At 71.9% G+C, this 20649-nt stretch carries 17 protein-coding genes and 1 pseudogene; all 18 read right to left on the minus strand.

Going from position 1 to position 20649, the window contains the following annotated elements; all coding sequences use genetic code 11:
- Positions 1-26: 26 nt before the first annotated feature.
- Positions 27-1601: a F0F1 ATP synthase subunit alpha gene (gene atpA, locus IE329_RS04130; RefSeq protein ID WP_073926119.1), complete on the minus strand. Its 1575-nt coding sequence runs from the start codon at positions 1599-1601 to the stop codon at positions 27-29.
- A 157-nt stretch (positions 1602-1758) separates the two neighbouring features.
- Entirely contained in the window at positions 1759-2574 is an 816-nt protein-coding gene (locus IE329_RS04135; RefSeq protein WP_190209412.1) for a F0F1 ATP synthase subunit delta, read from the minus strand.
- Entirely contained in the window at positions 2571-3128 is a 558-nt protein-coding gene (locus tag IE329_RS04140) for a F0F1 ATP synthase subunit B (RefSeq protein ID WP_190209413.1), read from the minus strand. Before IE329_RS04140 ends, IE329_RS04135 begins: the two co-directional genes overlap by 4 nt.
- A 36-nt stretch (positions 3129-3164) precedes the next feature.
- On the minus strand, positions 3165-3398 hold the full coding sequence (gene atpE, locus IE329_RS04145) for an ATP synthase F0 subunit C (RefSeq protein WP_190209414.1): 234 nt from the start codon (positions 3396-3398) through the stop codon (positions 3165-3167).
- 83 nt (positions 3399-3481) lie between these two features.
- Complete coding sequence (gene atpB, locus IE329_RS04150) at positions 3482-4300, minus strand: F0F1 ATP synthase subunit A (RefSeq protein WP_373311066.1); 819 nt, start codon at positions 4298-4300, stop codon at positions 3482-3484.
- A gap of 285 nt (positions 4301-4585) precedes the next feature.
- The gene (locus IE329_RS04155) at positions 4586-5029 is read right to left on the minus strand and encodes a hypothetical protein (protein ID WP_190209416.1); all 444 of its coding nucleotides are present in this window, start codon (positions 5027-5029) and stop codon (positions 4586-4588) included.
- 301 nt (positions 5030-5330) lie between these two features.
- Complete coding sequence (locus tag IE329_RS04160) at positions 5331-6827, minus strand: MraY family glycosyltransferase (RefSeq protein WP_190209417.1); 1497 nt, start codon at positions 6825-6827, stop codon at positions 5331-5333.
- Between the two features lie 193 nt (positions 6828-7020).
- Positions 7021-8418: a serine hydroxymethyltransferase gene (locus tag IE329_RS04165; RefSeq protein ID WP_190209418.1), complete on the minus strand. Its 1398-nt coding sequence runs from the start codon at positions 8416-8418 to the stop codon at positions 7021-7023.
- Between the two features lie 158 nt (positions 8419-8576).
- Positions 8577-9218 carry an arsenate reductase/protein-tyrosine-phosphatase family protein gene (locus tag IE329_RS04170; protein ID WP_073926347.1) on the minus strand — a complete coding sequence of 214 codons (642 nt, stop codon included), beginning with the start codon at positions 9216-9218 and terminating at the stop codon, positions 8577-8579.
- 29 nt (positions 9219-9247) lie between these two features.
- The gene (locus IE329_RS04175) at positions 9248-9895 is read right to left on the minus strand and encodes an L-threonylcarbamoyladenylate synthase (protein ID WP_190209419.1); all 648 of its coding nucleotides are present in this window, start codon (positions 9893-9895) and stop codon (positions 9248-9250) included.
- A gap of 136 nt (positions 9896-10031) precedes the next feature.
- Positions 10032-10898, minus strand: a complete 867-nt coding sequence (gene prmC / locus IE329_RS04180; protein ID WP_073926126.1) for a peptide chain release factor N(5)-glutamine methyltransferase — start codon at positions 10896-10898, stop codon at positions 10032-10034.
- A 52-nt stretch (positions 10899-10950) separates the two neighbouring features.
- On the minus strand, positions 10951-12027 hold the full coding sequence (gene prfA / locus IE329_RS04185) for a peptide chain release factor 1 (protein ID WP_190209420.1): 1077 nt from the start codon (positions 12025-12027) through the stop codon (positions 10951-10953).
- A 140-nt stretch (positions 12028-12167) separates the two neighbouring features.
- On the minus strand, positions 12168-12392 hold the full coding sequence (gene rpmE, locus IE329_RS04190; RefSeq protein WP_073926128.1) for a 50S ribosomal protein L31: 225 nt from the start codon (positions 12390-12392) through the stop codon (positions 12168-12170).
- 354 nt (positions 12393-12746) lie between these two features.
- A pseudogene (locus tag IE329_RS04195) lies at positions 12747-13805 on the minus strand (LCP family protein); the annotation flags it as partial.
- A 300-nt stretch (positions 13806-14105) separates the two neighbouring features.
- On the minus strand, positions 14106-16259 hold the full coding sequence (rho, locus tag IE329_RS04200) for a transcription termination factor Rho (protein WP_190209422.1): 2154 nt from the start codon (positions 16257-16259) through the stop codon (positions 14106-14108).
- Between the two features lie 604 nt (positions 16260-16863).
- Complete coding sequence (gene thrB / locus IE329_RS04205; RefSeq protein WP_190209423.1) at positions 16864-17781, minus strand: homoserine kinase; 918 nt, start codon at positions 17779-17781, stop codon at positions 16864-16866.
- Between the two features lie 425 nt (positions 17782-18206).
- Positions 18207-19295, minus strand: coding sequence for a threonine synthase (gene thrC, locus IE329_RS04210; protein ID WP_073926132.1), 1089 nt, complete (start codon positions 19293-19295; stop codon positions 18207-18209).
- Between the two features lie 8 nt (positions 19296-19303).
- A complete protein-coding gene (locus IE329_RS04215; RefSeq protein ID WP_190209424.1) occupies positions 19304-20596 on the minus strand; it encodes a homoserine dehydrogenase in 1293 nt (430 codons plus the stop codon).
- Positions 20597-20649 lie beyond the last annotated feature (53 nt).

Raw genomic sequence — 20649 nt, forward strand, 5'->3', positions numbered from 1 at the left:
TTACGTCCTTTCCCTCGCTACCGGACTCAGGCCTGCTCGCCGAGGAGCTTGCCGTCGGCGGTGGTGAAGCCCAGCTTGAAGGCCTTGATCGCCTCGGTCAGCGCGTCGATCGTGCCGTCCTCCAGCTTGGAGGTCTCGACGATGCCGGCCAGCAGGTCCTTCTTCGAGGTCCGCAGGTGGTCCAGGAACTCGCGCTCGAAGCGGCGGATGTCCGCCACCGGTACGTCGTCCAGCTTGCCGGTGGTGCCGGCCCAGATGGAGACGACCTGCTCCTCGACCGGGAACGGCTGGTACTGGCCCTGCTTGAGCAGCTCGACCATGCGCGCACCGCGCTCCAGCTGGGCCTTGGAGGCCGGGTCCAGGTCGGAACCGAAGGCGGCGAACGCCTCCAGCTCGCGGTACTGGGCCAGGTCCAGGCGCAGGCGGCCGGCGACCGACTTCATGGCCTTGATCTGGGCCGAGCCACCGACGCGGGAGACCGAGATACCGACGTTCACGGCCGGGCGGATGCCGGCGTTGAACAGGTCGGACTCCAGGAAGCACTGGCCGTCGGTGATCGAGATGACGTTGGTCGGGATGTACGCCGACACGTCGTTGGCCTTGGTCTCGATGATCGGCAGACCGGTCATCGAGCCCGCGCCCAGCTCGTCGGAGAGCTTCGCGCAGCGCTCCAGCAGGCGGGAGTGCAGGTAGAAGACGTCACCCGGGTAGGCCTCGCGGCCCGGCGGACGACGGAGCAGCAGCGACACGGAGCGGTACGCCTCGGCCTGCTTCGACAGGTCGTCGAAGATGATGAGGACGTGCTTGCCGTCGTACATCCACTCCTGGCCGATGGCCGAGCCGGTGTACGGGGCGAGGTACTTGAAGCCCGCGGGGTCCGAGGCGGGAGCGGCCACGATCGTGGTGTACTCCAGCGCGCCGGCCTCCTCCAGGGCGCCGCGGACCGACGCGATGGTCGAGCCCTTCTGGCCGACGGCGACGTAGATGCAGCGGACCTGCTTCTTCGGGTCGCCCGAACGCCAGTTGTCGCGCTGGTTGATGATCGTGTCGATCGCCACCGCGGTCTTGCCGGTCTGGCGGTCGCCGATGATCAGCTGGCGCTGGCCGCGGCCGATCGGGGTCATCGCGTCGATGGCCTTGATGCCGGTCTGCATCGGCTCGTGGACCGACTTGCGGACCATGACGCCGGGGGCCTGCAGCTCCAGGGCGCGGCGGCCGCTGGAGGCGATGTCGCCCAGGCCGTCGATCGGGTTGCCCAGCGGGTCCACGACGCGGCCGAGGTAGCCCTCGCCGACCGGGACGGAGAGGACCTCGCCGGTGCGGTGCACCGTCTGGCCCTCCTCGATCCCCGAGAACTCACCGAGGATGACGACACCGATCTCGCGGGTGTCGAGGTTCAGCGCGAGGCCCAGCGTGCCGTCCTCGAACCTGAGCAGCTCGTTGGCCATGACCGAGGGCAGGCCCTCGACATGGGCGATACCGTCCGCTGCGTCAGTAACCGTGCCGACCTCTTCACGCGAGGCCGCGTCCGGCTGGTACGACTGGACAAAGTCGGCCAGCGCGTCCCGGATTTCCTCCGGACGGATCGTAAGCTCCGCCATCAGGCTTCCCTGCTCTCCTAGTTTGCGATCCTCGGCCCGCCATTGAGGGCCGCAAGTATTCGACTCTCGGCCGGGTCGTTGCGAACCGGCCGTACGATTTACCGGCTCCCGCCATGCGGGGCCGGCGCCCGACCGAGGGTCGGATGTTGCTCGGTGCTCAGCCTTCGAGTGCCTGGCGAGCGCCTTCGAGGCGGCTCGACACGGTCCCGTCGATGATCTCGTCGCCGATCTGCACCCGGACACCGCCGCGGACCGCGGGGTCGACGTCGATGTTCAGGTGGACCTGGCGGCCGTACAGCCGGCCGAGGGCGCCCGACAGGCGCTCCTTCTGGCTGTCCGACAGCGGCACCGCGCTGGTGACCACGGCCACCACGCGACCGCGCCGGGTGGCGGCGAGCTTCGAGTAGGACTCGAGTCCCTGCTCAAGGCTACGTCCACGCGGGTTCGCGACCAGGCCGGTGACCAGCCGGACGGTGCCCGGGTTGGCCCGGCCGCCGAGCAGCTTCACGACCAGCGCGCCCTTGGCGGCGGCACCGGCCTTCGGCTCGGTGAGCGCACTGCGCAGCTCGTGCGAGCCGCTGACGATCCGGCCGAAGCGGAACAGCTCGTCCTCGACGTCGTCCAGGGCACCGGCCTTGTCGGCGGCGATGACCTCGGCGTACGCGGCGAGCTCCTCGGTGGCGTCCACCAGGTCACGCCCGCTCGACCAGCGGGAGCGGGCGAGGCCCGACACCAGGTCGATCGTCACGCCCGAGACCTGGCCGGCGAACAGCGAGCCGACCAGCGCGGCCTTGTCCTGACCGGACCGCGAGGGGTCGGTCAGGACACGGCGCAGCGACACCTCGCGGTCCAGCAGGACCGTGACGGCGGCGAGCTCCTCGGCCAGCGCGGCCGCATCCACCGAGGTGGAGTCGGTCAGGCTGTCGAGGTTCTTCCGCCCGGCGGCGAGGGCCTCACGGCTTGCGCCGATCACTTGGCAGCCGCCGTGGACGCGGCGGCCTTGGCCTCCAGGTCCTCAAGGAAACGGTCGATCACGCCACTCTGCCGGGCCGAGTCCTCCAGGGACTCGCCGACGATGCGGGAGGCGAGCTGCGAGGCCAGCGAACCCACGTCGTGACGCAGAGCCGCAGTCGCCTGCTTCTTGTCCGCCTCGATCTGGGCGTGGCCCGCGGCGACGATGGACTCGCGCTGACGCTGGCCCTCCTCGCGCATCTCGGCGACCAGAGCGGCACCCTGCTCACGCGCCTGCTCGGTGATCCGAGCGGCCTCGTGACGCGCCTCGGCGAGCTCGGCACGGTACTGCTCCAGCAGGGCCTGGGCCTCGCGCTGAGCGATCTCGGCCCGCTCCATACCGCCCTCGATGGCGTCCCGGCGGTCCGCCAGCACCTTCTCGATGCTGGGCAGGAGCTTCTTGCCGAGGAGGCCGAAGACGATGAAGAAGCAGAGCAGGCCGATGATGACCTCGGGCCATGCGGGGAGGAGAGGATTCATCTTCTCCTCTGCCGCGAAGGCGACCACGGGGTTCATATCAGAACCTTTCGTCGAAAAGGCGTGCGACAGGAATTAGGCGCCGGTGCCGTAGACAAACGGCATGACGATGCCGATGAGGGCGAGCGCCTCGGTCAGCGCGAAGCCGATGAACATGTTGGAGCGGATGAGACCGGCAGCCTCGGGCTGGCGGGCCATGGCCTGCACACCGTTACCGAAGATCAGACCGACACCGATGCCGGGGCCGATCGCAGCAAGGCCGTAGCCGATGGACGCGACGGAACCGGTGACCTCAGCGAGAGCGGACATCTCTGCTAATCCTTTGCGGGGTGGAGAACCGGTGGTGGTTGGCCACCGGGAGTTCAGGGGGGTTGCGGCCGGGACCGCAGTGCTCAGTGCGCCTCTTCGAGGGCACCGGCGATGTAGCTGCTGGCCAGCATCACGAAGATGTAGGCCTGCAGGAACTGGACCAGCAGCTCGAAGCCGGTGAGGCCGACGGTCACCCCGAAGGAGACCGTGCCGTAGAGCGCACCGAGAGTCGGGCTGAGCAGGTACCAGGAGGCTACGGAGAAGACCACGATCAGCAGGTGGCCGGCGAACATGTTCGCGAAGGCACGGACCGCGAGCGTGAAGGGGCGCACGATGATGTTCGAGAAGAACTCGATCGGCACCAGGATGAACATGACCCAGCCGGGGATGCCGGAAGGCCAGCAGAGGTTCTTCATTCCGCCCACGAAGCCGTGCTTCTTGAACGTGAGCGACATGTACGTGATCCACACGACCGACGCGAGTCCGACCGGGAACGCGATGCGCGACATCACCGGGAACTGCGCGAAGGGAATGATGGACATGATGTTCATGATCCAGATGAAGAAGAACATCGAGACCATCATCGGGACGTACTTCTCGCCCTTTTTGCCGATGGTCTCCAGCACGATGCTTCGCTTGACGAAGTCGTAGCCGATCTCGCCAACCAGCTGGAGCTTCCCGGGGAGGAGCTTCGGCTTGGCAAACGCCGCCCAGAAGAACACGACGACCAGCAGAGCGCAGATCATCGCCAGCAGCATGGGCTTGGTGAAGTCCACGCTGCCGACCGTGAAGATCGGCTTGAAGTCGAACTCGTTCAGGCCGGGCGCCGGGAAGCCGCAGCCGTTGTCCCCGCCGAAGTGGCAGCTGCCCTCAGAGGCGAGGGACGTGAGTACAGCACTCACCACGGACTCCTTCGTCGTGACGCATGATTACGGCAACCTCGGTGTGTCGGCGTGGCCTGCGGCCACAGTGCGGCACTGGAACTTGATGGGTTTCTCGCCGACCCTGCGCGTCGGTGCGCTGCACCGACGCGGGATCATCGAAGACTGCGCGGATCCGGGGGGCGATCCGTCCGCCGAGCGGATGGACCAGGCCTCTTCCCGTACTCCGTTGTTGCGACGGACGATAGCAGCCCGTCAGTACCGCATAAACACCGCCCCCCTCGTTGGGGGGACAGCTCGGCCTCGTCACTGTTGACGCCCCGAGTCCGAAGGCTTGTCGGCCTTGTTTTCGGAGGCGTCGGACTGGACGTAGTAGATCTTCGCCTTCATCGCGCCGCGCACCTGGAAGCCCGTCCAGATCAGAGCGCAGCCGAGCAGCGTGAAGCCGAAGACCTTGGTGTCGAAGAGCGTCGTGCTCTTGAACAGCGCGAGAACGATGCCGACCAGCAGGATCTGCGTGGTGTAGACCAACAGGGCCGCAGCCATCATCATCTGCGGGTTGTTCCTGGTCAGCCGATCGAGGGCGACCTGGCCGGAGCTGAAGAAGGCCATCACGAGCAGCGTTGCGAAGAGCGCGCCGAGCAGTCCCTTGCCACCGACTACGGCGGTCGAGATCACCATGGCGATGACTCCGGCGACCGCAGTGGGGATTGCGGCGCCGCGAAGGATCCGGGCGTCGGGGGACGGCATGTCGGCAACTCCGGCGGCATGTCGGGGAAACGGGGGACGGGCGCACAGTGCGGTGGGTGGCACCTACCGGGAGGGATCGCCGCAGGCCGGCCGCTTGGCGGCGAGCCCGTCGAGGGAGACCCGACCAGGGACGGAAGTCCTCCACCTGTCAGGTCTTTCGGCGCGTTTCTCGGTACTCGTGAACGGTATCACAAACTATTTGATGAGAGCTTTACCATGAATGTGTGGTACCTGTCACACCGACGGCCCAAGGGTGCCGCCGTACGGGTGAAGCAGATTGACACACCATCACACGCGCCGGTCACCCCTCGCGCGAGCCCCGTCCGCGCCCGTGGCCGCCGACCGCCGAAGCGCCGGTGCCGAGCCGTCCGAGCAGCTCCTTGTCCTTGGCCGAGAGTTCCGCCATGGCCGGCGCCGCGGCGGGCGCCTCCTCGTCCGTGGCCTGCTCCGCGGCCGGGCCCCGGGTGCGGCCCGCGGTCGCCGGCGTCTTCTTCCCGGCCTTGTCGGCGGCCCGGCCGGCGCCCTTCGCCGGGACCGGTCCGCCCGCCTCGTCCGGGGCCCGGTCCGCGCTCCCGGCCTGCGTCCGCGCGGCCGTCCCGGCGGTGGCCGGCTCCTGCTCGGCGTCCGCGCCGGCCCGGCGGTAGCGCGGCGGCACGAAGGCCTGCACCGCCTGCGGGGCGTGCGGGCGGAACCGCGGGATCAGCAGCACGACGATGCCCAGCAGGCAGAAGCCGGCGATGGTGAGCACCACGGTCCGGCCGGTGTCGGTGACCGAGAAGGCCACCGTGCCGAAGGCGATCAGCGCGGCCCAGAAGTACATGATCAGCACGGCCCGGCTGTGCGAGTGCCCGACCTCCAGCAGCCGGTGGTGCAGGTGCTGCTTGTCGGCGGCGAACGGCGACTTCCCGGCCCAGGTGCGGCGGACCACCGCGAGCAGCAGGTCGGCCAGCGGCAGCGCGATGACGGTCAACGGCAGCAGCAGCGGGATGTAGACGGGCACCAGGGTGTGCACGGTGACGGCCAGCGACTCGGTGCGGTCGGTCAGCAGGTCGGGGTCGACCCGGCCGGTGATGGAGATCGCCGAGACGGCCAGCATCAGGCCGAGCATCATCGAACCGGAGTCGCCCATGAAGATCCGGGCCGGGTGCAGGTTGTGCGGCAGGAAGCCCAGGCACATGCCGATCAGCAGCGCGCTGAACAGGACGGCGGGGGCGGCGGCGGTGATCGTGTAGCCGTACCAGAGCCGGTAGGAGTACAGGAAGAAGGCGCCGGCGGCGATGCAGACCATGCCGGCCGCCAGGCCGTCCAGGCCGTCGATGAAGTTCACCGCGTTGACCATGATCACCACCAGGGCGACCGAGATGACCATGCCCTGGGTCGGGCCGACCGCCACCGCGCCGTAGCCGGGCAGCGGCAGCGAGATGACCGTCACGCCCTGCCAGACCATCACGCCCGCGGCGATCATCTGGCCGCCCAGCTTGACCAGGGCGTCGACGCCCCACTTGTCGTCCAGCACGCCGAGGATCCACATGATCCCGGCGCCGGAGAGCAGCGCCCTGATGTCCGAGCCCTCGACGAACGCCTTGCTCAGGTTGTCGAGCTGGGAGGCGACCAGGACGCCCGCGCAGAGTCCGCCGAACATCGCGATTCCGCCGAGCCTGGGGGTCGGCTCGCGGTGCACGTCGCGGGCCCGGACCGGCGGCATGGCGCCGGCCAGGATGGCGAACTTACGGACGGGGCCGGTCAGCAGATAGGTGACGGCCGCGGTGCAGAACAGCACCAGCAGATACTCACGCACCACGCGCCTCCAGCGTCACAGTCCGACGGGTGAATACCGAAGGTACTCCCGTGCTCTTCCGGGGTTCGAGGTGCGTCGCCACGGCACATACCTTATTGAGTTGGACGCGGTCCGTGTGCACCGCGGTTCGCCCCGACGGGTACCGGACCCCGTCCGGGCCCCGCCACGACGGGTGCGGAGCGGGCTCCGGCCCTCAGCCCCGGCCGGCGAACTGCCACGCCAGTTCCCGGACCCGGGCCCCGATCCGGGCCTGCGGACCCCCTTCGAGCACCTGTCCGACCAGGGCCGCGATCTCGGTGAGCTCCGTCTCACCCATCCCCTGCGCGGTGACCGCGCCCGTCCCGAGCCGGATCCCGGAGCTCTCGGCGGCCGGCGCCGGATCGTACGGGAGCGCGCACTTGCCCAGCATCAGTCCCACCGCGGCGCACCTGCGCTCGGCCTCCGCGCCGCTGACCCCGAGCGGGGAGACGTCCGCCGTCACCAGGTGGGTGTCGGTGCCGCCGGTGGTCGGGCGCAGCCCCGCCCCGGCCAGCCCGGCCGCCAGGGCGCGGGCCCCGGCGACCGTGCGGCGGGCGTAGTCGCGGTACTCGGGGGTGGCGGCCTCGGCGAAGGCCACCGCCTTGCCGGCCACCTCGTTCATCGCCGCGCCGCCCTGGGTGAACGGGAAGACCGCCCGGTCCACCCGGTCGGCCAGCTCGGAGGTGCAGAGCAGCAGGCCGCCGCGCGGGCCGCGCAGCAGCTTGTGGGTGGCGGCGACGGTGATGTCGGCGTACGGGACGGGCGACGGGGCCACTCCCCCGGCGACCAGGCCGACGGTCTGCGAGGCGGAGGCGATCAGGTAGGCGTCGACCTCGTCGGCGATCTCCCGGAAGGCGGCCCAGTCCAGGTGGCGGGGGTACGAGATGCCGCCCGCGACGATCGCCTTCGGCCGGTGCCGGCGGGCCAGCTCGCGGACCTGGTCCAGGTCGACCAGCCCGTCGTCCTCGCGGACCCCGTAGCCGACGAACTCGAACCACCGGCCGGAGAAGTTGGCGCGCGAGCCGCAGCTGAGGTGGCCGCCGTGCTCCAGGGACATCGACAGCACCACGTCGCCGGGCCGCAGCAGCGCCGCGTAGGCCGCCAGCATCGCCGAAGTCGCGGACCGGGGCTGGACGTTGGCGTGCGGGGCGGCGAACAGCGCGCGGGCCCGGTCGACGGCCAGCAGTTCGGCCGCGTCGGCGAGGGTGCAGCCGGTGTGGTGGCGCCGGCCCGGGTAGCCCTCGGCGTACTTGTCGATCAGCGGGCCGCCGAGCGCGGCCAGCACCGCCGGGCTGGTGAGGTTCTCCCCGGCCAGCAGCTGCACGCTCTCGGCCCGTCGTTCGGCCTCCGCGGCCAGCAGGTCGGCCAGCTGCGGATCGGCCTGCCGCAGGGCCTGCGAGGGCTGCCATCCCCCGGTGGCGCCCGCTCCCCCGCCGGCGTGCGGGCCGCCGGTGTCCGCGGCGCCGGGATGCGTGGTGTCGCGGTTCTCGCTCCGCGGGTGTGTGCTGTCAGGGTGCGCGGTGTCGGAATGCCCGCTGTCGGATCGACCGGCGGGGGCATCGGTGACGGTCATGGCGGGACTCCCGGGCTGCGCGTGCGGGCACCTCCCGGCCGAAGGCGGGGGGAGAGGTCCCTCCAGCGTAGGACCGGCCCGCGCGGCCGTCCTGCCGACGCGAGGCGGGTGCACCCGTCAGGGCGCAGGACCCCCGCGGCGGGTGGCGGCCGGGGGCGTCAGCGCGGTGCCTGGACGCCGGTCAGCGCTGTGACGACCGGGTCCACGGCGTGGAATATCTCCTCGCCGCAGTTGCGGAACATCCCGATCGGCGCGCCGTAGGGATCGTCCACCTCGTCCGACTCGGGGGTCGCCGCGAGCAGCCAGCCGCGCAGCGCGGCGGCCGCCCGCACCAGCGCCCGGGCCCGCTCGGTGACGTCGGCGCCGCGCCGGGGGTCGGGCAGCGTGCCCGGGTCGATCCGGCGCACCAGGCGGGTGAACTCCTTCAGCGTGAAGGTGCGCAGCCCGGCCGCGTGGCCCATCGAGATCACCTGGGCCCGGTGGTCCAGCGTCGCGGTGAGCACCAGGTCGGCCTCGACCACGTGCTCGTCCAGCAGCTCGCGGCCGGTGAAGCCGCCGCTGTCCGCCCCGTACTCGTCCAGCACGGTGGCGGCGTGCGCCTCCATCGGGGCACCCTCGTGGCCCCAGGTGCCGGCGCTCTCCACCAGGATCCGGCCGGCCACCCGGGGGCTCAGCCGGGTGTCCAGCTCACGCCGGGTGAGCCGCTCGGCGATCGGCGAGCGGCAGATGTTCCCGGTGCAGACGAACAGGATCCGGAAGTGGTCGAGCGGCCGGGGCGCCACGCTGAGGTACGGCGATATGCCGGGCCCCGCGTGCAGGGAGGTCGCCGTCAACTGCCGGCCTCCAGGTCGGGGACGACCTCCCTCAGCTGCTCGGCGCTGATCGCGCCGGCCCGCAGCAGGACCGGGACCTTGCCCGTGACGTCGACGATGGAGGAGGCGGTCGCGTGGTCGGCCCGGCCGCCGTCCAGGTACACCGAGATGGCGTCGCCGAGCTGCTCCTGGGCCTCGTCGCAGGTGGCCGGCGACGGGCCGCCGGTGCGGTTGGCGCTGGAGACGGCGAGCGGGCCGGTGGTGTTCAGCAGCTCGATCGCGACCGGGTGCAGCGGCATCCGGACGGCGACGGTGCCCCGGGTCTCGCCGAGGTCCCAGCGCAGCGAGGGCTGGTGCTTGGCGACCAGGGTCAGACCGCCCGGCCAGAAGGCGTCGACCAGCTCCCAGGCCTGCTCGGAGAAGTCGGTGACCAGGCCGTGCAGGGTGGTGGGCGAGCCGACCAGGACGGGGGACGGCATGTTGCGTCCACGGCCCTTGGCGGCCAGCAGCGCGGCGACGGCCTCCGGGGAGAAGGCGTCCGCGCCGACCCCGTAGAGGGTGTCGGTCGGCAGCACGACGATCTCACCGCGGCGGATCGCCGAGGCGGCCTCGCGCAGTCCGGTGGCGCGGTCCCCTGCGTCGGCACAGTCGTAGCGGCGGCTCATCGGTGCGGTCCCCTTCCGAGATGGCTCATGGCCTGGTGGCCCGGCTGCCCGGCGGCGCCCGGGGCGCGGTGCCGTGCAGCGCGGTCGTGGTGGTGCGGCCGGTCGCCGGGCCGGCGCCGGCCGCGGTGCCCGAGGGTCACAGCGACGCCTTCCGGGCCGTGGTGAAGCGCGGGCGGTTGTTGAGGTCGCGGTGGTCGGCGGCGTCCGTCCAGCCGCCTTCCTCGTTGAAGATCCACGGCACCTGGCCGCCCTGGGTGTCGGCGTGCTCGATCACGACGGCGCCGCCGGGGCGCAGCAGCCGGGCGGCGACCCGCTCGATGCCGCGGATGGTGTCCAGGCCGTCCTCGCCGGAGAACAGCGACATCTGCGGGTCGTGGTCGCGGGCCTCGGGCGCGACGTACTCCCACTCGGTGAGCGGGATGTACGGCGGGTTGCTGATCACCAGGTCGAAGCGGCCGTCCCAGGAGCGGTCGTCCTCGAAGGCGCGGGTGGCGTCCCCCGCGTGCAGGGTGACCCGGGCGCGGTCGGAGCTGGCGGCGATGTTGCGCCGGGTGTAGCGCATGGCGCCCTCGTCCAGCTCGAAGGCGTGCACCTGGGAGCGGGGCAGTTCCTGGGCCAGGGCCAGCGCGATCGCGCCGGAGCCGGTGCACAGGTCGACCACCAGCGGCTCGGCGACGTCCATGTCCCGGACGGCGTCTATGGCCCACTCGACGACCGTCTCGGTCTCGGGGCGGGGCACGAAGACGCCGGGGCCCACCTCCAGCTCCAGGTACCGGAAGAAGGCGCGGCCGGTGATGTGCTGGAGCGGCTCGCGCGCCTCGCGGCGGGAGATGGCCTCCCAGTAGCGGGCGTCGAAGTCGGCGTCCGGCACGGTGTGCAGCTGGCTGCGCTTGACGTTGTGGATGTGTGCGGCGAGTTCCTCCGCGTCGAAGCGCGGCGACGGCACGCCGGCCGCGGCCAACCGCTGGGTGGCCTGGGCCACCTCGGCGAGCAGCAGGTTCATCCGTACGTACCCCTTCCGGCGCAGCCCGGTGGTCGCCTCCGGGCCGGATTGCTCAGTTCTGTTGTGCCGAGGCGAGCTTGGCAGCCGCGTCGGCGTCCACGCACGACTGGATCACCGGGTTCAGCTCGCCGTCCAGGACCTGGTCCAGGTTGTACGACTTGAAGCCCGTGCGGTGGTCCGAGATGCGGTTCTCCGGGTAGTTGTACGTCCGGATGCGCTCGGAGCGGTCCACGGTGCGGACCTGGCTACGACGCGCGTCCGAGGCCTCCTGCTCGGCGGCCTCCTGCGCGGCGGCCAGCAGCCGTGAGCGCAGGATACGCATGGCCGACTCCTTGTTCTGGAGCTGGCTCTTCTCGTTCTGGCAGGAGGCCACGATACCGGTCGGCAGGTGGGTGATCCGGACCGCCGAGTCGGTGGTGTTGACGGACTGGCCGCCGGGGCCCGACGAGCGGTACACGTCGATCCGCAGGTCGTTGGCGTGGACCTCGACCTCGACCTCCTCGGCCTCGGGGGTGACCAGCACGCCCGCCGCCGAGGTGTGGATGCGGCCCTGGGACTCGGTGGCCGGCACGCGCTGCACGCGGTGCACGCCGCCCTCGTACTTCAGGCGGGCCCAGACGCCCTGGCCGGGCTCGACGGTGCCCTTGGTCTTCACGGCCACCGAGACGTCCTTGTAGCCGCCGAGGTCGGACTCGTTGGAGTCGATGATCTCGGTCTTCCAGCCCGTCCGCTCCGCGAAGCGCAGGTACATCCGCAGCAGGTCGCCGGCGAACAGCGCGGACTCCTCGCCGCCCTCGCCCGCCTTGATCTCCAGGATCACGTCCTTCTCGTCGCTCGGGTCCCGGGGGACGAGCAACAGGCGCAGGTCCTCGGTCAGCTCCGCCTGGCGGGCCTCGGCGGACTTGATCTCGGCGATGAAGTCCGGGTCCTCGGCGGCGAACTCGCGGGCCGCCTCGATGTCCTCGCCGGCCTGGCGCCAGGCGCGGTAGGTGGCGGTGATCGGGGTGAGCTCGGCGTAGCGCTTGGCGAGCTTGCGGGCGTTCGCCTGGTCCGCGTGGACGGACGGGTCCGCCAGCCGCTCTTCGAGGGCGGCGTGCTCGACGAGGAGCTCTTCGACTGCCTCGAACATGGGATGGCCTACTTCCGGATCGGTCTGCGGTGGCGTCGGTGCTGGAGGGGGTGCGGCATTGCGGCGGTGGGACGCGAACGGCGCCGGTCCCGGTGCCCCCGTACTGGACGGGGACACCGGAGACCGGCGCCGTGGGAGCGCTAGGCCTGCTTGCCGCTGTGGCCCTTGCCGAAGCGGGCCTCGAAGCGGGCGACGCGGCCACCGGTGTCCATGATCTTCTGCTTGCCGGTGTAGAACGGGTGGCACTGCGAGCAGACCTCGGCGCGAATGACGCCGCTGGGCTCGGTCGAGCGGGTGGTGAACTCGTTGCCACAGGTGCAGGTCACGGAGGTGACCACGTACGTGGGGTGAACGTTGGGCTTCAAGGGGTTCTCCTAGGTTCGGGAGGGCACCGGGTCGGCGTCTGATCAGCCGCACGTGAACCGGGACCGACGGACCAGTCTGCCAGGACTGCCCGCTTCTTCCCAAACCGGGAACCCCGGGGGGATATTCCGGGCGCCCGCGACCGGCTCCTAACGCCCTTCCGCGACGGGCGAAGGACCGGTCGCGGGGCCGCTCAAGGAGCCGGTCACCGGGCCGATCGCCGGGCCGGTCGCCGGGCCGGTGACGGAGCCGCCGGGGCGGCCGCTCAGGAAGCTGCTCAGGGTACTGCTCGGCGAGGCGGCCGGGACGGTGGCGGGAGCGGTGCCGGAGGAGCCTCCCGGGGGCCGTGTGGCGGCCCCGGAGGGCGAGGTGGCGGGATTGCCCGGCTGCACCGCCAGGACGGCCTGCGGGACGGCCTGGTCGGTCTTCAGGGCCGCCCACAGCTGGCCGGCCTGCGGCTGCTGGGAGACCACCCGGTTGGGGTCGGAGGGGGCCGTCACGACCGGCAGGGTGACCATGGCGAGCTGCTCGGGGCCGATGCCCCGGAGCGACTGCGCGAGGCCGACCAGCGAGTTCACCGAGGCGAGGTCCGAGTCGGTGGTGATGCTGCTGGTCAGGGTGTCCCCGACGGACCAGAGCTTCACCGGGTTGGAGAAGAGCCCGATGCCGGCGACCTGCTGCAGCACGGACTTCATCATCTGCTTCTGGAGCTCGATCCGGCCGAGGTCGCTGCCGTTGCCGATGCCGTGCCTGGTGCGCACGAAGGCCAGCGCCTGGGTGCCGTCCAGGTGGTGGGTGCCGGCCGCGAGGTCCAGGCCGCTGTCCTTGTCGTGGATGGCCACCGTGGTCGTCACGGTGACCCCGCCTATGGAGTCGATGACGTGCGCGAAACCGGCGAAGTCGATCTCGATGTAGTGGTTCATCCGCAGCCCGGTGAGCTGCTCGGCGGTCTTCACGGCGCAGGCGGCGCCACCGGTCTCGTAGGCGCTGTTGAACATCGCCCGCTGCACGGCGGGGACGGTCTTGCCGGTCTTGTCGGTGCAGGCGGGCCGGGCGACCAGGGTGTCGCGCGGGATGGACACCACCTGGGCCCCGGAGTGGTCCTGGTTGACGTGCACCACCATGGCGGTGTCGGAGCGCGCGGTGTCGGCGGTGTCGCCGCCGGCCAGGGCGCCGTTGCCGCCCGCCCGCGAGTCCGAGCCGAGCACCAGCAGGTTGAACGAGCCGTCGGTGGCAGCGGGCGGCCTGGCGGTGCCCAGGCTGGCGTCGATGTCGACGCTCTTGATGTTGCCGTTGAACTTCCAGTACGCGTAACCGGCCACTCCCGCGCCGATCACCACGACGGCGACCATGGCGCAGACGGCGATCCGCAGGGCGCGGCGGCGGGGGCTGCGGCCCTTCTCGTGATCGGCCATCCGGTTCCGTCCTAGGCTAGGCGGCTTTTCCGTTTTCTCCCTCTTATGGCCGATATGGCCATCCGTTCGAGCATAGGCGAAGCCGGGCGAACCGGCGGCCGGTGGGCCCGGTGGGCCCGGGCCGGGCCGGGGGCCGGGACCGCCGGACGCAGGCCCGGCCGTCCCGCGGACCCGAACCGGCGTCCGGGACCGCGCGGCCCCGACGGATCCCGGCGCCCCGGCCCCGGGAACGCCCGAGCCCCGGACCGCGTGCGCGGCCCGGGGCTCGGGGTGGTGCTCACCGGTGTTCCCGACCGGGTGTCAGTCGCCGGACCCGGGGGTCGTCTTGGCGATCTGCATCAGGAACTCGGCGTTGCTCTTGGTCTGCTTCATCTTGTCCAGCAGCAGCTCGATCGCCTGCTGCGAGTCGAGCGCGTGCAGCACCCGGCGGAGCTTCCAGGTGACGGCCAGCTCCTCCTTGCCCAGCAGGATCTCCTCCTTGCGGGTGCTGGAGGCGTCGACGTCGACGGCCGGGAAGATGCGCTTGTCGGAGAGCTTGCGGTCGAGCTTGAGCTCCATGTTGCCGGTGCCCTTGAACTCCTCGAAGACGACCTCGTCGGCCCGGGAGCCGGTCTCCACCAGCGCGGTGGCGAGGATGGTCAGCGAGCCGCCGTTCTCGATGTTGCGCGCGGCGCCGAAGAACTTCTTCGGCGGGTAGAGCGCGGTCGAGTCGACACCACCGGACAGGATGCGGCCGGAGGCCGGCGCCGCCAGGTTGTAGGCGCGGCCCAGACGGGTGATCGAGTCCAGCAGGATCACCACGTCGTGGCCCAGCTCCACCAGGCGCTTGGCGCGCTCGATGGCCAGCTCGGCAACCACGGTGTGGTCCTCGGCCGGGCGGTCGAAGGTCGAGGAGATGACCTCGCCCTTCACCGACCGCTGCATGTCGGTGACCTCTTCCGGACGCTCGTCGACCAGGACGACCATCAGGTGGCACTCGGGGTTGTTGTGGGTGATCGCGTTGGCGATCGCCTGCATGATCATCGTCTTGCCGGTCTTCGGCGGGGCGACGATCAGGCCGCGCTGGCCCTTGCCGATCGGCGACACCAGGTCGATGATGCGGGTGGTCAGCACGCCCGGGTCGGTCTCCAGGCGCAGGCGCTCCTGCGGGTACAGCGGGGTCAGCTTGCCGAACTCGGGACGGCCGCGGCCGCTCTCCGGGTCCATGCCGTTGACGGAGTCCAGCCGCACCATGGCGTTGAACTTCTCGCGGCGCTCGCCGTCCTTGGGCTGGCGCACGGCGCCGGTGATCGCGTCACCCTTGCGCAGGCCGTTCTTGCGGACCTGGGCCAGCGAGACGTAGACGTCGTTGCTGCCCGGCAGGTAGCCGGAGGTCCGCACGAACGCGTAGTTGTCGAGGATGTCCAGGATGCCCGCGACGGGGATCAGCACGTCGTCGTCGCCGACCTGCGGCTCCGGCTGGCCCACGTCGAAGCCGTCACGGCGGGTGCCGCGGCCCCGGCGGTCGCGGTAGCGGCCGCGCCGGCCGCGCCGTCCGTCGCCGAACTCGTCGTCGTCGTAGCCGCCCTGCTGGGCCTGCGGCTGGCCGCCGCCCTGCTGGGTCTGCCGGCCCGGCTGGCCGTCGCCCTGGGCGCCGGACTGCTGGCCGGACTGGGGCTGGGCCTGGCCGCCCTGGCGCTCGGCGCGGTCCCGGCGGTTGCGGCGGTCACGGCGCGACTCGCGGCCGTCGCCCTCCTGGCCGGCCTGCGACTCGGCGCCGTCCTGGCGCTCACCGCCCTCGCGGCGGTCACGGCGGTCACGGCGGTCGCGGCGGCTCTCGCTGCGACCGTCGTCCTGGCGGCCGTCGAACGCACGGGTCTCGCCCTGCTTGACGTCCGCCTGGCGGGTCTCGGCCTGCTTGGCCTCCGCCTGCTTGGCCTCCGCCTGCTTGGCCTCGGTGGCGACCGACGCGGCGGCGGCCTCCTCGGCGGTCGGGGCGCCGGCGGCCGAGGTGGCGCGGCGGCGGGTGCGCTCGGCACGGGCCGGCGCGGTGGTCTCGGCGGCGGCCTGGACCGGGATGTCGATCTGGGTCTGGGGCTCGGCGGCCGGGGCCTCGGCCGGGGCGGCGGCGGCGCGGGTGCGGCGGGCGGGCTTCTCGGCCGGCTCGGCGGCCGGGGCCTCGGCCGGGGCGGCCTTGGCGGCGCGCTTGGCGGCCGGGGCGGCGGGCGCGGAGCCGGCGAGCAGCGGGTCGCCGCCGCTCTTCTCCTTGATGGCCTCGATCAACTGGCTCTTGCGCAGGCGCCCGGTGCCACTGATGCCCAGCGTCGAGGCGAGCTTCTGCAGCTCGGCCAGGACGAGACCGTCAAGGCCCGCGGCGGCGGTGCGACGGCGTCGTGCCGGAGCCGCGGGGGCCGCGGCTGCGTCCGGCGCCTCGGCGTCGGGGCGCGCGCCCATCAGATCGGTGGTGTCGCTCACTAAGGGTCCTTCCCTGGAGCGGACGTCGGCCTGTCTGGCTCGGCGACCGGTTGTGCTGTCCTGACCGACGCTCGTCTGCGTCGGCCCGAGGCTGTGGTCCCCCGAATGAAGGTGCCAGTCGGGAGAGAGCTGCGAGGTGCGGTGCGTGAAGCACGGGTGGTGCTCGGTCTGCGCGGTGGACCGGTCTCGTGCCGGCCCGCGCCCTCCTTGCCCGCGAGGGAGCAGGAGGAGCCCACTGCCTGCGAATCCCGGGCCCCCGTTGCGAGACGGTCGCCCGTGTTCCGCCCGGCCGGGCCTCAGGTTGGAGGCCGCGGGTGGGAGTCAGGTGCCGTCACGGCTTCGGGATGCGGCCGCAATCGCGCAGGCAGGCTGCGTACGCGCTGTGGCGGGCTCCCGGAGAATCGCGGTCCCGTGCATCGCCCTGATTCCGCGGAAGCGGAACGCTGGGATCGGGACGCGGCGCACCGAGCCCCGGAGGGCACCTGGTGCAGCAATGAGGTTAACACTACCGACCCCCTCAGACATTCCCCAGCCTTGCGCTTGCCAATCGTGTCCGTACCGCCGGGCCGCGGCGCGGCCCGGCCCGCCCGCGGCGGCGGCCCGTTCAGACGTCGAGCGGGAGTACCGAGGCACCCGTGCGGTCGAGTTCGAGCCGGTGCGCGGCGAAGCCCGGGCCGGCGAAGCCGATCAGCTTGTCGGCGCCCTCGGCGTCGGTGAACGCGAGCACGGTCGGACCGGCCCCGGAGATCACGGCCGGGATGCCCTCCGCCCGCAGGGCGCCCACCAGACCGGCGCTGTCGGGCATCGCCGAGGCCCGGTAGTCCTGGTGCAGGCGGTCCTCGGTGGCGGCCAGCAGCAGGCCGGGCTGCCTGGTCAGGGCCTCGACGAGGAGCGCGGCACGGCCCGCGTTGGCGGCCGCGTCGGCGAGCGGCACGGTCTTCGGCAGCAGGCCGCGGGCCGTCTCGGTGAGCACCTCGGTGGACGGGACGAAGACCACCGGCACCACCTGGGCGGCGGGCTCCAGCTTCACGGCCTTGGCGCTGTCCTCGTCCGTCCAGGCGATGGTGAACCCGCCGCGCAGACAGGCTGCGACGTTGTCGGGGTGGCCCTCCAGCTCGGAGGCGAGGGCCAGCAGCGCCTCGTCGTCCAGGGCGGACGGGCCGCCGATGGTGACGGCGCGGGCGGCGACGATGCCCGCGCAGATCGCGGCGGAGGAGGAGCCGAGGCCACGGCCGTGCGGTATCCGGTTGGCGCAGACCACTTCGAGGCCGCGCGGCTGGCCGCCGAGGCGCTCGAAGGCGGCGCGCATCGAGCGGACCACCAGGTGGCGCTCGTCCCGGGCGAGGGTGTCGGCACCCTCGCCGGCGATGTCCACGGAGAGACCGGAGTCGGCGACCCGGACGACCACGTCGTCGTAGAGGCCCAGGGCGAGTCCGAAGGCGTCGAAGCCGGGGCCCAGGTTGGCGCTGGTGGCGGGCACCCGGACCCGGACGGCGGCGGCACGGAACGCAGGACCGGCCATCGGCTGGACCCTCCTGAAGACTTTGGCGCTGTCGCGCGACGGGGGGCGCTCCCGGACGGGGCCCGGGAGAGCGTCGGTGCAGAATGTCGGTGGGGGCGGCAGGCAGCCCGGGCGGACGCGGGCGGCGGGTGGGACGACGCGGGCTCTGCACGCAGGGCCCCGGCGGGGGCGGGCGGTCACAGTCGATGCCGCGGCCCTGGGGGCGGACCGGGCCCGGGGCATGTGCCACACGGCCGGACCCAGAGTATCGAAGAGAAGTTCCACAGCGGTACACCCCACGGCCCACCGATCCGGTGTGTTGCCGGTTCTGGCCGGAATGCGTGCCGGAACGACGAGGAATCGGAGCCGGAAATTGACACAAAAGTGTCACCCGGGAACGCCGGTGGGCCAACCCCCTAAAGAGTCGGCCCACCGGTTCGGGTCGGTCAGTCGAGCAGGCCGAGCCGGCGGGCGGCGGCCTCCGCCTCGATCGGGACGACCGGCGGCTGCGGCGCGCCGGCCACGGCCCAGTCCGGGTCCTTCAGGCCGTTGCCGGTGACGGTGCAGACGATCCGCTGGCCCGGGTCGACCAGTCCGGCCTCCGCCTTCGCCAGCAGGCCGGCCACGCTGGCCGCCGAGGCGGGCTCCACGAAGACGCCCTCCTGCGAGGCCAGGAGCCGGTAGGCCGACAGGATCTGACGGTCCGTCACCTTGTCGATGAGGCCGCCCGAGTCGTCCCGCGCGGCGATCGCGTAGTCCCAGGAGGCCGGGTTGCCGATCCGGATCGCGGTCGCGATGGTCTGCGGCTTGAGCACCGGGTGACCGTCCACGATCGGGGCCGAACCGGAGGCCTGGAAGCCCCACATGCGCGGCAGCCGGGAGGACAGCCCGTCCGCGGCGTACTCGCGGTAGCCCTTCCAGTACGCGGTGATGTTGCCCGCGTTGCCGACCGGCAGGACGTGGATGTCCGGGGCGTCGCCCAGCATGTCCACGATCTCGAAGGCCGCCGTCTTCTGGCCCTCGATCCGCACCGGGTTCACCGAGTTGACCAGCGCCACCGGGTACTTCTCGGACAGTTCACGCGCAAGGGTGAGGCAGTCGTCGAAGTTCCCGTCCACCTGAAGGATCTTCGCGCCGTGCACCAGCGCCTGGCCCATCTTGCCGAGCGCGATCTTGCCCTGCGGCACCAGCACCGCGGACACCATGCCGGCCCGCACCGCGTACGCCGCGGCCGAGGCCGAGGTGTTGCCGGTGGAGGCGCAGATGACGGCCTGCGCGCCGTCCTCCTTGGCCTTGGAGATCGCCATCGTCATGCCGCGGTCCTTGAAGGACCCGGTCGGGTTGGCGCCCTCGACCTTGAGGTACACCTCACAGCCCGTGCGCTCGGAGAGCACCTGCGCGGGGACGAGCGGCGTGCCGCCCTCCAGCAGGGTGACCACCGGAGTGGAGTCGCTCACCGGCAGCCGGTCGCGGTACTCCTCGATGAGGCCGCGCCACTGGTGGGTGTGCGCAGCTCTGTCGATCACTGCGTTCATGGTGCTTCCTACTCCCCTTCAACCCGCATGATGCTGGCCACGCCCCGCACGCTGTCGAGCGCGCGGAGCTTGTCGACCGTCGCCGAGAGCGCGGCGTCGGTGGCGCGGTGGGTGACCACGACGAGCGAGGCGTCGCCGTCGCGTCCCTGCTGGCGCACGGTGTCGATGGAGACGCCGTGCTCGGCGAAGGTGGACGCCACCTGGGCGAGCACCCCCGCGCGGTCGTCCACGTCCAGGCTGACGTGGTAGCGGGTGACGACCTCGTCCATCGGCTTGGCCGGCAGGCGGGTGTACACCGAGTCGCCGGGGCCGGTGGAGCCGGCGACCTTGTTGCGACAGACCGCCACCAGGTCGCCGAGCACCGCGGAGGCGGTCGGCGCGCCGCCGGCGCCCGGGCCGTAGAACATCAGCCGGCCGGCCGCCTGGGCCTCCACGAACACCGCGTTGTAGGCCTCGCGGACGGAGGCGAGCGGGTGCGACAGCGGGATCATCGCCGGGTGCACCCGGGCGGTGACCGACTCGCCGTCGGCCGAGCGCTCGCAGATCGCGAGCAGCTTGACCACGCAGCCCATCTCCTTGGCGGAGGCGATGTCGGCGGCGGTGACCTCGGTGAGGCCCTCGCGGTAGACGTCGGCCGCGGTGACCTTGGTGTGGAAGGCGATGCCCGCCAGGATGGCGGCCTTGGCGGCGGCGTCGAAGCCCTCGACGTCGGCCGTCGGGTCGGCCTCGGCGTAGCCGAGCGCGGTGGCCTCCTCCAGCGCCTCCGAGTAGCCGGCGCCGGTGGAGTCCATCTTGTCGAGGATGAAGTTGGTGGTGCCGTTGACGATGCCGAGCACCCGGTTGACGCGGTCCCCCGCGAGGGACTCGCGCAGCGGGCGGATCAGCGGGATCGCCCCGGCCACCGCGGCCTCGTAGTACAGGTCGACACCGGCGTCGGCGGCCGCGCGGTGCAGCTCGGCGCCGTCCCGGGCGAGCAGCGCCTTGTTGGCGCTGACCACCGAGGCGCCCTGCTCGAACGCCTTCAGGATGAGGTGTTTGGACGGCTCGATGCCGCCCACGACCTCGATCACCACGTCGATGTCGCCGCGGCCGACCAGGGCCTCGGCGTCGGTGGTGAGCAGGTGCTCGGGCACCCCGGGCCTGGCCCGGCCGGCCCGGCGGACGGCGATGCCGGCGAGCTCGACCGGCGCGCCGATACGCGCGGCGAGGTCGGCGGCGTCCGTCGTCATGATGCGCGCCACCTCGGAGCCCACCACACCACAGCCCAGCAACGCCACCTTCAGCGGGCGCGTACGCATCATCCGACTCCGCTCTGCATTCTTCGTGTATTCCGGCGCCCATTTCGGACGGTCGC

This window comes from Kitasatospora indigofera (assembly GCF_014655955.1).
In the GTDB taxonomy this organism is placed as follows: domain Bacteria; phylum Actinomycetota; class Actinomycetes; order Streptomycetales; family Streptomycetaceae; genus Kitasatospora; species Kitasatospora indigofera.

Coding starts and splice junctions, on each gene's coding strand:
- IE329_RS04140 (WP_190209413.1), bottom strand. CDS start 3,128: ATGAACCCCGTGGTCGCCTTCGCGGCAGAGGAGAAGATGAATCCTCTC.
- thrC (WP_073926132.1), bottom strand. CDS start 19,295: ATGAACGCAGTGATCGACAGAGCTGCGCACACCCACCAGTGGCGCGGC.
- IE329_RS04165 (WP_190209418.1), bottom strand. CDS start 8,418: ATGACCGTCACCGATGCCCCCGCCGGTCGATCCGACAGCGGGCATTCC.
- prfA (WP_190209420.1), bottom strand. CDS start 12,027: ATGTTCGAGGCAGTCGAAGAGCTCCTCGTCGAGCACGCCGCCCTCGAA.
- prmC (WP_073926126.1), bottom strand. CDS start 10,898: ATGAACCTGCTGCTCGCCGAGGTGGCCCAGGCCACCCAGCGGTTGGCC.
- atpE (WP_190209414.1), bottom strand. CDS start 3,398: ATGTCCGCTCTCGCTGAGGTCACCGGTTCCGTCGCGTCCATCGGCTAC.
- IE329_RS04155 (WP_190209416.1), bottom strand. CDS start 5,029: ATGCCGTCCCCCGACGCCCGGATCCTTCGCGGCGCCGCAATCCCCACT.
- IE329_RS04215 (WP_190209424.1), bottom strand. CDS start 20,596: ATGATGCGTACGCGCCCGCTGAAGGTGGCGTTGCTGGGCTGTGGTGTG.
- IE329_RS04175 (WP_190209419.1), bottom strand. CDS start 9,895: ATGAGCCGCCGCTACGACTGTGCCGACGCAGGGGACCGCGCCACCGGA.
- atpA (WP_073926119.1), bottom strand. CDS start 1,601: ATGGCGGAGCTTACGATCCGTCCGGAGGAAATCCGGGACGCGCTGGCC.
- thrB (WP_190209423.1), bottom strand. CDS start 17,781: ATGGCCGGTCCTGCGTTCCGTGCCGCCGCCGTCCGGGTCCGGGTGCCC.